The sequence below is a fragment of the Paraburkholderia sp. DD10 genome, from assembly GCF_049177125.1.
GTDB lineage: Bacteria > Pseudomonadota > Gammaproteobacteria > Burkholderiales > Burkholderiaceae > Paraburkholderia > Paraburkholderia terricola.
Genome location: NZ_CP185392.1, coordinates 1,997,333 through 2,008,698, shown reverse-complemented (window position 1 = coordinate 2,008,698; position 11,366 = coordinate 1,997,333). Strand labels below are relative to the sequence as shown.

The 11,366-nt window shown below is 60.3% G+C and carries 10 protein-coding genes; 8 read left to right on the top strand and 2 right to left on the bottom strand.

The window, feature by feature from the left end; genetic code table 11:
* Positions 1 to 51: 51 nt before the first annotated feature.
* Both ACOCG7_RS09150 and ACOCG7_RS09145 read right to left on the bottom strand, forming a co-directional pair.
* Positions 52 to 1,386 (bottom strand): NAD-binding protein, encoded by a 1,335-nt coding sequence (locus tag ACOCG7_RS09150; RefSeq protein ID WP_421375186.1) that lies wholly within the window; start codon positions 1,384 to 1,386, stop codon positions 52 to 54.
* Positions 1,387 to 1,463: 77 nt separating this feature from the next.
* Positions 1,464 to 2,216 carry a hypothetical protein gene (locus ACOCG7_RS09145; protein WP_347143544.1) on the bottom strand — a complete coding sequence of 251 codons (753 nt, stop codon included), beginning with the start codon at positions 2,214 to 2,216 and terminating at the stop codon, positions 1,464 to 1,466.
* Positions 2,217 to 2,554: 338 nt separating this feature from the next.
* On the opposite strand from ACOCG7_RS09145, the gene ACOCG7_RS09140 reads away from it, so the two are divergent.
* From ACOCG7_RS09140 to ACOCG7_RS09105, 8 genes are all read left to right on the top strand, one after another.
* Entirely contained in the window at positions 2,555 to 4,099 is a 1,545-nt protein-coding gene (locus ACOCG7_RS09140; RefSeq protein ID WP_421375184.1) for a sugar ABC transporter ATP-binding protein, read from the top strand.
* A 2-nt stretch (positions 4,100 to 4,101) separates the two neighbouring features.
* Positions 4,102 to 5,346, top strand: a complete 1,245-nt coding sequence (locus ACOCG7_RS09135; RefSeq protein ID WP_347143542.1) for an ABC transporter permease — start codon at positions 4,102 to 4,104, stop codon at positions 5,344 to 5,346.
* A 76-nt stretch (positions 5,347 to 5,422) separates the two neighbouring features.
* Positions 5,423 to 5,617, top strand: coding sequence for a type II toxin-antitoxin system Phd/YefM family antitoxin (locus ACOCG7_RS09130; protein ID WP_347143541.1), 195 nt, complete (start codon positions 5,423 to 5,425; stop codon positions 5,615 to 5,617).
* 40 nt (positions 5,618 to 5,657) lie between these two features.
* Complete coding sequence (locus ACOCG7_RS09125; RefSeq protein WP_347143554.1) at positions 5,658 to 6,041, top strand: type II toxin-antitoxin system VapC family toxin; 384 nt, start codon at positions 5,658 to 5,660, stop codon at positions 6,039 to 6,041.
* A gap of 279 nt (positions 6,042 to 6,320) precedes the next feature.
* Positions 6,321 to 7,292: a sugar ABC transporter substrate-binding protein gene (locus ACOCG7_RS09120; RefSeq protein ID WP_073430605.1), complete on the top strand. Its 972-nt coding sequence runs from the start codon at positions 6,321 to 6,323 to the stop codon at positions 7,290 to 7,292.
* A 68-nt stretch (positions 7,293 to 7,360) separates the two neighbouring features.
* Positions 7,361 to 8,095, top strand: coding sequence for an SDR family oxidoreductase (locus ACOCG7_RS09115; RefSeq protein ID WP_347143540.1), 735 nt, complete (start codon positions 7,361 to 7,363; stop codon positions 8,093 to 8,095).
* 71 nt (positions 8,096 to 8,166) lie between these two features.
* Complete coding sequence (locus ACOCG7_RS09110; RefSeq protein WP_347143539.1) at positions 8,167 to 9,021, top strand: SMP-30/gluconolactonase/LRE family protein; 855 nt, start codon at positions 8,167 to 8,169, stop codon at positions 9,019 to 9,021.
* Positions 9,022 to 9,211: 190 nt separating this feature from the next.
* The gene (locus ACOCG7_RS09105; RefSeq protein ID WP_347143538.1) at positions 9,212 to 11,347 is read left to right on the top strand and encodes an acetate--CoA ligase family protein; all 2,136 of its coding nucleotides are present in this window, start codon (positions 9,212 to 9,214) and stop codon (positions 11,345 to 11,347) included.
* Positions 11,348 to 11,366 lie beyond the last annotated feature (19 nt).

Sequence of the window (11,366 nt, the reverse complement as noted above, 5' to 3'; positions counted from 1 at the left end):
AGAGAACAGCAACTTGCCGGGCAGCGCCGGTTCCGATTTAACCGGGGGTGTTTAAGCGGAGCGCTTCAGGCGGGCGCCCGTCATCGCGTCATAAAGTCCAGCAAGATCTTCGAGCCGGGCGGCGCCAAGCTGATTGACTGCCTGCTCAAGGAGGCAGCGGACGGTATTGGCGATAAGCATCGGGGCTCCCCGGCGATCGCCGAGCGCACATGCGGCTTCGACACTGTCGGTGATCGACATCAAGTCCGTGTGGGCACCACCCGTGCCGCCGAGCAACTCCGCGAAGACGGACTTCGACGCGTCGCTCCAGCCGGAGCCTCGGCTGATGACCTCAGCCATGTCTTCGAGCCGCAGTCCATACCTCAGACCCGCTGCGATGCATTCGTAGGTGACGAGTCGGCAGAGCGAGGCGATCGCGCTAGTGATGAGATCGGCAATGTCGTGCTGGCCAACGTGTTCGATCGATTTGGCGTTCGCCTCCGTGGGCGACGGCGCGTCGCTGTTGTCAGCCATGCGCGTGCCCGCCATCGACTCGATGAGGCCGACCATATCTTCCAACTGCGCGTTGTCGCCGAGCGTATTGACGCCAATCTGTAGCAGGCTCCGAACAATGGTGGTCAGTGGCATCGGCACACGATTGGACACCCCGAGCGACACAGCCTGCGTCACATCTTTTAGCAACAGCGAAAGGGCGAAGTTGGTGGACTGCTTACCTTCCACGAGTGCCGGCAGCATTTTTTCGGTCGTTTGATTGCGCGCCTCGCTGCGGCTCAGAAAATCCGACATCGACGCGAGCGACAGCCCGGCCTTCCTGCCGGCCGCCACCACTTCGAGCGTTCCCAGACGGCAACCCGCGTTCATCGCATTGTTGACCGTCTTCATTGCCTGGCCGTCGCCGACACGCGAACCACATCGATAGATGGTCGCAGTAATTGCGCGCAGAGCAGGCAGCGCGCCCTCGAACACGGGGTCGGAAGCAGAGACCATTAACGTCGCGCCCCCGCTCATGACGATGTGTGGACTCGCGGAGACCGCTGCATCCATCATTTCGACACCTGACTGCAGCAACTCGTCCGCGATGCGCCGCGTTTCTTCCGGAATGCCACTGGTCTGATCGACGACGAGCTTGCCGGCGCTCAGTCCTGCTGCGAGCCCGTTCTCTCCAAAAACAACGTTTCTTACGTCCGAACTGCGCGGCAGGCAGAGAAAAATGACGTCGCACCACCGAGCCAATTCGGCTGCGGTCGGCGCGACGTCGGCGCCGAGCGCGGCAAACGCGTTCGCCGCGCCCGGATTGATGTCCCAAACGCACAGACTATGGTCCGGCAGAAATCTGCGTGCGAGCTGACTGCCAAGTGCGCCCAGCCCAATATAGCCAATCTTCATTTCGCATCGTCTCCGGGATGACATGAAGGGCGTGCGCCCGAACCCGGCGACTGCCGGGAACGGTGCGTACGTAGTGCTTACCGTTGCTCGCGTGGGTATTGGAGCACGAGCGCCTCGAGGCCGAATTCGCCGGCGCGGAGTTCGAATTTTTCTTCGTTAGGTTCGACGACGACCATGGACCAGAGCGGGAGCTCCTCATCATTGTGAAGCAGGCTGCCATTGCCTACGAACACATAGTACCCGGCGGCGGCACGTGGATCAGGACCCTGGACGGACATTCCCGCGCCGATCCGCACGACCTGCGCATGCATGCCGTCCTCCACGTCCTGGAAAAGAGTCTCCCAAACCGTTTCGGTGCGCGACTGCATGACCGGCGCAGTGGAAAAGCGCACGGGCTCCGATGTCAGATGGCGGCGCTTGCTGGGTTCCAGTCTGTCACGGTAACCAGGCTTGTCGAGATAGACCGGCTCCGAGTTGCCGGTGTACATGCGCATAGCCACAAAGGAGAGGCCTTGCGCGCCGGAGATGATCGGCCCGTACGCGGTGTGGTGATCCTTGAACTGGACCGTGAGCGGCTCGATCACCTGCTTGCGCGCACCGAGGGTGCCGGATCCGGAGATGAAGCATTGGAACATGCTGACACCGTGGAAGTGCGGAACGATGGTCTCGTGTGCCCTCAACTCGGACATCGTGGCTTGCGGCCCCGGAGCCGAGCTGGACGACGAGCGGGGCCCGAAATACACCGTTCCCCAATGCTGGTTCCCGGTTCCTGGGGAAACGATGGTCTGGCGCTGCGCGAGCGCGTCTGCGCCGCTTCGAGTGTAAATCATCAGTCTTTCTCCTTAGGTCTTGCGTTGCCTGTTGACTCGATCCCCGACGGATCATGTGGCCGCTGACGCTATCGGCGACCGGTGGCGGAATCGTAGCATATGTTTTATCCAATGGCATAAGTTTCAGTCATTGGAACTAAACACGAGACTGTGTCGGGACCTGAATCGAGCGTGGCAAATCGTCAGCGTATTGCCACTTAGTTTCGTTGATCGGAACGCATTTCATTTATGTTGACGACGGACTTGATGCCGACTACAGTTCAAGTCAACGCGCGGCATTGCGCACCGGCGGCAGGCGAATATTTCCGCCACCAGTCAAAAAATAGTAAGGAGACGAGATGCAATTGGCGGAAGAGGTTCCGCTCATGCGTCTGGAGCGAATCACAAAGACGTTCCCGAATGGGCTGGTCGCACTACGTGGTGTCGACCTTGAAATCGCCCGCGGAAAAGTCTATGGATTGCTCGGGGCGAATGGCGCGGGAAAGTCGACGTTGATCAAGATCCTCTCGGGCACGTTTCCGGCGTCGGGCGGCCAGATCATATGGCGCGGTGCGCCGGTCCAGTGGTCGACCCCGAGGGAAGCGAACGAGATGGGTGTCGCGACCATTCATCAACATATTCCTCTCGTTCCGGCGCTGTCGGTCATCGAAAACGTGTTCCTCGGCGCGAGTGGCCGCTGGCGGCGCGACGCGTCGCTGCACGTGCGGTACAGCGACATCTGCGCGCGTACGGGCTATTGGCTGGATCCCGATCGGCTCGTCAGCGATCTGTCGATCGGGCAGCGCCAGATGGTTGCCGTCTTCCAGGCCCTTGGCACCGGTGCGGAACTCATCGTCATGGACGAGCCCACGGCTTCGCTTGCGACCGAGGAACGTGAAGTCGTCTATCGAATCGTGCGTCATCTGTCCCGCGTCGAGAATAAGGCGATCCTGTTTGTTTCGCACTTCCTCGACGAAGTGATGGCGTTGACCGATTGCGTGACCATCCTGCGTGACGGCGAGGTAGTCGTTCGCGCCAATACGTGCGATCTCGACGAGACGCGCCTCGCGGAAGCGATCGTCGGGCGGCAACTCGTCGCGCTGGAACGCTCGCCCGTCAAACAGGTCAGCGCCAGTGCCCCGGTGCAATTGGAGTTGCGCAACCTGGCGTCGCCGGACAGGCTCAGCCCTGTTTCGCTGAAGCTCATGGCGGGGGAAGTGATCGGTATTGCAGGCCTGCTAGGCTCGGGTCGCAGCGAATTGCTGCATGCGATCTTCGGCGCCGATCCCGACGCCACCGGCGACGTGTTGGTGTGCGGCAAAGCGGTGCGTCGTTCCACGATGGCGGCCGTGAGAGCGGGAATCGGGCTCGTGCCGGAGGACCGGATGAGACAGGGCCTCGTGCCGGGGTTCGAGATTTGGCGGAATACCACGCTGCCGGCGCTCGAAGGCGTGTCTTCGCGCGGCATTTTTCCACGCCGGGAAACCGAGAGGACACGTGGTGAAGATGCGATCCGGCGATTGAAGATCAAGGCGCCATCGCCCGATTCACTCGTCACGGAGTTGAGCGGCGGCAACGCGCAGAAGGTGACGATCGCCAAATGGCTGTTCAGCGATGTGAAGGTATTTTTACTCGACGAACCTACCTCCGGTATCGATATCGGCGCGAAGACCGACATTCTGCTGCTCGTTCGTGAACTCGCGGCGGCAGGCAAATCCGTCGTCATCGTTTCTTCGGAATTCGAAGAATTGCTGGCCGTGAGCCAACGGATTCTAGTGATGCGCGACGGGCGCTGCATTGCCCAACGCGAAGCGCACGGAACATCCGAGCAAGAACTGATACTGCTTGCCGGTGGCCAGAGCACGGCCTGCACCGACGCTGCGCAACCCATGAAGAGTGTGTGACCATGAATCTTTCGACTTCTAAAGACCAGCCGATCCAATCGTTCGATGACGCCGGCGGCCAGCCGGCCGTCAACCGCACCGGCGGAGCGGGCGCGCAGCCGCCGTCCGTGCCGTTGCGCCGCCTGCTGGGTGTTCGGGAGATGGGCGTTTATTACGCACTGATTTTTCTGGTGCTTATTCTTTCGGCAATCACCGCCTATACGGGACAGGCGAACTATCTTTCCGTCAACAACATTACGAATGTGCTTTACCAGTCATCGCTAGTCGCGATGATCGCGGTGGCCATGACAGTCATTCTCATTACGGGAAACTTCGATCTATCGGTTGCATCGGTAGCGGCGCTGTCGGCTGCCGTGATGGTCACTGCTGCCGATGCCGTCGGCTTCTGGCCCGCGGCGTTCCTTGGCGTTTTCGTCGCCATGCTGGTCGGCGTGTTGAATGGCGCGATCGTCCAGTATCTCGGTATCAATGCGTTCATCGTGACGCTCGGCACGCTGACTGCGATACGCGGCGTCGTGCAGATCGTGACCGATGGCCGCTCGTTGACCGTGTCGGATTCCGACGCGCTATCCGCCATGCAAACGTTCGAGGCCGGACGGGTGCACATTGCGTTGACGCTGCTCGTTCTCGGGGTTGCGTTGGTCGCGAGAGGGCTGCTGGTTGCTTCGCGGGCGCGGCGTGCAGGGCGTGGCATGACATCCTCGGTATTCACGATCGTAGGCGGCCTGTGCCTGATCGCGATGCCCGCGCTTGGTGGTTCGGAGCTGACCGTTCAAAAGCCCGTCGTTTACATGGCGGCCTTTACGGCAGTTGTCTGGTTTGTTCTGACGTTCACGACGACGGGCAGAAGGATCTATGCCGTCGGCGGCAACCCTGAGGCAGCGCGCTTGTCCGGGATTAATGTGAAGCGCTACAAGATGGCGGCGTTCATTCTCTGCAGCGGGGTAGCGGGCGTGGGCGGTGTGTTGTTCGGCAGCCGGCTCGGCGCGATCAACCCGACGGCGATGCAGGGCCAGGAACTTGCGGTCATTGCTTCGGCGATCCTTGGCGGCACCTCGCTCTACGGTGGTTCAGGCAGCGTGATCAAGACCCTCGCCGGGACGCTGCTGCTCGTCACGCTGGCAAACGGCTTCAATATTCTGAACCTCGGTGCGAATTATCAAGGTTTGATCGAAGGCACCGTCATCATTATTGCGGCCGCCATCTACACGGTCGGCGGGTCGCGCCGGGGCGGAAAATCACATTGATTGGGAAGCGCGGTTATGCGCTGCTTTGCAGCGATATGCAGCGCCTGATGGTGGCGGGAGCGACGGGAGATCGGCGATGGAAAAACGGGTGTCGAAAGCGAACTTCAAAGCAAAGGCCTGCGAATTGTTCAGGCAGGTAGAAATGCTGGGCGAGAGTGTAATCGTAACCGATCACGGACGGCCGACTATCGAGGTTCGGCGTTATCCGGTGCAGCAAGAGAATCCTTTCGACGTGCTGCGAGCCGCGGTCGTGCGTTGCGTCACCGATTGACAGGCCTCGCGTCCAGCAACCCGGGAGATCAACCGTGATCATGCTCGATACACAGGCACTGGTCGCGTGGATCACCGGCCATGGAACACTGAGCACTGCCGCACGCGAGAAGATCGAGCGCGAACGGGAGGCGGGGGAAACCGCTATTTCGGTAATCAGCGTTCTGGAGTTGGGCCGCTACATCGACGACGGCAGGCTTCAGTTGTCGATAGATAAGCGCAGATGGCTGATGGCGTTGACGTCGATCGAAGGTCTGCATGTGATGCCAGTCGATATGGCGGTCACGCTCCGGGCTGCGGTGTTTCCGTCCGAGCTTGCTTCAAACGAACGACTGATTGCCGCCACAGCGATCATGCTTGGTTGCGAGCTTGTTACGCCGGACGCGCGACTGCGCAAACTCGTCTATGTGGAGACGATCTGGTGAGTCACGGGTAAAGCCGCTGCAGCGAGGGTAGGGAGCGAATCAGATACATGTCGCTTCCGCTTGGCTGCCGCAGAAGTTTCGGTGACTGAAACGTATTTCATTCATGTTGACGGTTGATATCGGCAAGTCTAGAGTGGTGACAGTCTCTGAGTCGGTAATCGCAGAATGCCGATACGGGGTGACAGGCGCGGGCGTAGCGAGGTTCCCGTGGTACTGGGCAGCGGATGCTTCGGCATTCGGCTACATCGGCAAAAACAAATGACAATTCAGGAGACAAACATGAACAGGATGTCGAGGACAATCAAGTTGGCAGGACTGACTGCCATCGTTTCGCTGACGGCTGGCGTGGTGCAGGCAAAGCAGATCACGCTGGCTTATATAGCCGACAGCATGCAGTTCCCGTATGACGTTTCGCTAGGGAAGGGGTTTCAGGAGGCGTGCAAGGAACTCGGCTGCAAGGCGCTCGTGCTGGACGCGCAGGCTAGCGTCGCGAAGCAGGCGAACGCTGTCGACGATCTGATCACCCAGAAGGTCGACGGCATCGCGATGATTCCGGTTGACTCGGTTGCCGCACGAGCTTCGGTGGACAAAGCCGCGCAAAACAACGTCCCGATCGTGTCGGCTGCGGCGCAGATTGGCGACCCGAATAAGACGCCGCTCAAAGACGTCTACACAAAACTCACCGCGCTTGTCACCACCGATGACGTTGCCGCGGGCGCCCGGGCGGGCGAACTTGCCGCGAAAGTGCTGCCGAAGGATCGCGTTGTAACGATTGCGGTCATCGAAGGGGCGCCGGGATTTGCGGCGGTTCGGCAGCGTAGCGCCGGCTTTAAGGAAGCGCTCGATAAGGCAGGGATCAAGTATACGATCGTTGCATCGCAGCCAACGGACTGGACGCCCGAGAAAGGCGAGTCCGTTTGCCAGAATGTTCTGGTCGCTCATCAGGACCTGGACCTGTTCTTTAGTCAAGCCGACGACATGGCGATTGGCTGCGCGCGCGCCGTCCGGTCGAGCAATGCCAAAACGAAGATCATTGCCACGGCCGGTGGCTCCCGTCTGGGCAACGACGCAATCAAAAGCGGCCGGATCTACGGCTCCGTCTGTACCAAACCGGAGACACTTGGCAGGCTGACGGCCAAGGCGCTTTATGACGCCGCCACCGGTAAGAACACGGCGAAGGCGCAATTCATCACCTATGACACGCCGGCAATCACGAAAGAAAATCTTTCGGTTTGTCCGGCCGAATGGTGATCCGTGCAGGAGTCCTGCTGTACTGACGGTACCGGGGCGCAACGAAGGAAATTGGAGAGCAAAGGACAATGACTCAACTGGCAGGCAAGAAGGTACTCATCACCGGTGCATTGGGCACGATCGGACGTGCGCTGGTATCGCGTTTCGCAGAAGAAGGCGCAACGATCATCGCGCTCGACCGGCCGGACACCGCGAGTGCGCAGGAAACGTTAGGCAAGGACGTGCGATATTTCGGCTGTGATCTGAACCAGCTGTCCGCTACCGAGACTGCCGTGTCGAAACTGGCCGACGAGGTGGGCGGAATCGACGTGCTGATCAACAACGCGGCGCTCGTCATCATGAAACCGTTCGAGAGTTTTTCGATCGAGGAATACGAAGATCAGGTCCGGATCAATTCCTCGGCCGCGTTCGTGCTGGCACGAGCGTGCAGCCCCGCGATGAAGGCGAAAAAATACGGGAAGATCGTCAACGTCACGTCGCTCACGCTGACGGGCCGCTGGGATGGTTATGTACCGTACATCGCTTCGAAGGGTGCTCTCTACGGGCTGATCAAGGGGCTCGCGCGTGAACTCGGCGCTCATGGCATCAACGTGAACGGCATTTCACCGGGAGCCGTTGTTTCGGAAGCCGAATTCCGTGATCGTGCGGACACCCGCGAGCAATACCATAACTGGATTCTTGAGAACCAGAGCCTGAAGCGGCGGATTCAGGCGGTCGACGTCGCGAACCTCGCGGTCTTTCTCTCGTCGTCGCAGTCCGACGCAGTCTCAGGACAAAACATCCAGATCGACGGAGGTTGGTAACGCAAGAACCGGCCGCTGGTCCGGGTGGCCGGCGCATCTTGAGCGCTGTGGAGAAAACAGCGGGAGGGGACATGAGAACATACCAGCCGTTGCTTTTCGCAGAAGATTTCATTTTCCTCGAAGCGCCGCGTTGGCGAGATAACCGGCTCTGGGTTTCGGACGTATTCGATCACACTGTATACGCGCTCGGTTTGAACGGCGTACGCGAGAAAGTCTGCACTGTGCCGCATCGGCCTTCCGGCCTTGATTTTCTGCCGGACGGAACACCGGTCGTTGTGTCATCGAAAGACCGCAGGCTGATGAAGATCGTCGGCGATACGATTGTGGAGTACGCGGACCTGTCAGGATTCGCGTCGGGCGACCTCAATGATTTCGCCGTCGATGCTCTGGGCCGGATCTACGTTGGCAACTTCGGTTACGACTACGACGCTGGCGAGCCGCGAGCAGTTACCGCACTGCACCGGGTCGACCCTGATGGCTCGATCAGCGTCGCGGCGGTGGGACTGGATTTCCCGAATGGGGCGGTCATCGTCGACGGCGGCAGGACGCTTATCGTGGCAGAGACGTGGATCGGACGACTGACCGCGTTTGACATAGACGAACACGGGGTGCTCGGAAATCGACGCGTGTTTGCGGAACTCGGCGAACGTCAGCCGGACGGCATTTGCGCAGACGCGGATGGCGGCATCTGGACCGCTTCCTTCAATACCGGCGAGTTCCTTCGCGTGCGTGCTGAAGGGGCGATCACCGATGTCATCGAATTGAAGGGGCATGCGATCTCCTGCACGCTGGGAGGCGAAGATGGACGCCAGCTCTTTTGCACATCTTATAGCGGCACGCTCGACGAACTGGTTGCGCGCAAAAGAAACGGCGTCGTTCATACAGTACAGGTTGATGTGCCGGCGTTCCCCGCTTCCGGAGCTTGACGGCTTTCTATCTTGCCAGGCGCGCGCTGTCCGTCGTCGAGCGGTCTACAGTTGGTTTTATCGACGTGGTCTTGCAGATCGTTCCAGCGCGTCTTCGCGATGGGGATGCGACATCGACGTAGCAGCGCGCGTCTGACTCCGTGTCCCGATCCCTCCGATTTCTAATTCATGATGTGGTAACAGTAACGACATGAGCGATAAAGATTTCAAATATCTGTTCGAGCCGCGGTCGATTGCCGTGGTGGGCGTTTCCGACGATGCAGGGCGGCCCGGTTCGCAGGCTGTCCGTGCGCTCCTGAAGAATGGCTACGCCGGAAAGATCTTTCCCGTTAACCCGAAATATGAGCAGTTCGAAGGACTGCGATGCTTTGGCTCGGTGTCCGAGATTGACGAGCCGATTGATCTGGTTGTCGTTGGCGTGCCCGCAGCCGGCGTGTTGCCGGTTCTCGAAGCCAGCGTGGAGAAGCACGTTCCCTTCGCCGTTGTGCTGAGCGGCGGATTCCGCGAAAGCGGTCCGGAAGGCATCGAACGCGAGCAGCGCATGCTTGCGCTCGCCCGCCGTGGCGGTATGCGCATTATCGGGCCGAACTGCCTCGGCTTTGCAAACATCCATTCGAACGTTTACGCGGCCTTCGGCAGCATCACGCGGGAGCCGAAGCTGAAACGCGGCGGCGTGTCGCTGGTTACCCAAAGCGGCGGTTTCGGGTACAGCCTGGCACTGGCATGTTCCGCGGCGGGAGTTGGGTTTCGTCACGTGATCGCGACCGGCAACGAGACGGACATCGACACCGTTCAACTGATCGATGCGTTGCTCGACGATCCCGAGACGCAAATCATCCTCGCCTACATCGAAGGAACCCGCGACGGCCGCGCTTTGCTCGACGTGGGGCGCCGGGCGATGGCGGTGGGAAAGCCCGTGCTGCTCTGGAAGGGGGGCGTTACCGAGCAAGGTGCGCGCGCGGCCGCGTCGCACACAGCCAGCATGACGGGTACTTACGACTTTTACCGAGCGCTGTTCAAGCAAACCGGCATCATTGAGATCAATGAAATTCACGAGGCGGCCGATTATCTCAAAGTACTCGCCGGCGCTAAATATCCGCAGGGAAATGGTGTTGCCGTGATGGGCGTTTCAGGCGGCTCTGCGATTGTTTTCGCGGATGCGGGAGAGCCGGAAGGGCTGTCGTTGTGCGAACTCGACGTACAGACGCAGCACAAGTTGCAGGCAGTCGTGCCGAACATCGGCGCGGTGCATAACCCGATCGATCTTACGGCCGGCTATTTTTCTCCGAATAACGGCGAGAAGCTCGCGACGGCGGTGCAGGCCGTGCTGGACGCGCCGAATGTCCATGCAGTCTGTGTCAATCTCGCCACTACCGGCAAGGTGGGAAGTCTCGCCGCGGCGGAAGTGCTCGCCCGCTTGGCAGCGGCGGCAACCAAGCCGATCGTCGTGTTCTCGTCCGCACCCGCAAGCGAAGTTGGCGACGCGCTCGCGCGATTCGACGAGGCAAACATTGCGGTTCTTCCGTCGCCGTCGCGCGCCGCGAGATCGATCGCGATGCTTGCACGGTATGAACAGGCGAAGCGTCGCGTGTCTCGCGAGCAGGGGGCGAATTCCGTTGCCACGAGCCCGGCGGACGGACGCATTACGGCGACTGGCGGGCCACTCTCCGAGAATGATTCAAAGAAGATGTTGGCTGCGGCAGGCATCCCCGTAACGAGGGACGTCATTGTAACCACCGCCGACGGCGCGGTGTTCGACGACCTCAAGGCGCCGTTGGTCGTAAAAGTCGTGTCGGCGGACATTCCACATAAGACCGAGGTGGGCGGTGTCAAGGTTGGCATTCAAACAAGGGCCGACCTGAAGCAAGCGATCGACGAAGTTCTCGCGAATGCGAGAAAACATGTCCCGACCGCGCGTATCGACGGCGTACTCGTATCGGAGATGGTGCGCGGTGGGTTCGAGCTCATTGCCGGCATCGTGAACGATGTCGTGTTCGGTCCTGTCGTGGTGGTGGGTGCGGGCGGAATTTATGCGGAGCTGCTCGGCGACTCGGCCTGCCGGCTCGCTCCTTTCGACGAAAAAACCGCGCGCGAAATGGTCGATGAGCTTCAGTGCCGCCGCATCATGGACGGCGCAAGGGGTGGCGCCGCGCTCGACGTCGACGCGATTGCTTCCGCACTGGCCGCGCTGTCCCGCTTCGCATGGGAGAACCGGGAAAGCGTTCAGGAGATCGATATCAATCCGCTCTTTGCACTGCCCGAGGGTGTCGTCGCAGCCGATGCACTCATCGTTGCTCGCGGGACCGCCGGCGCGCGTTCGGAATGATGGAGCATGAGCGGTGAGA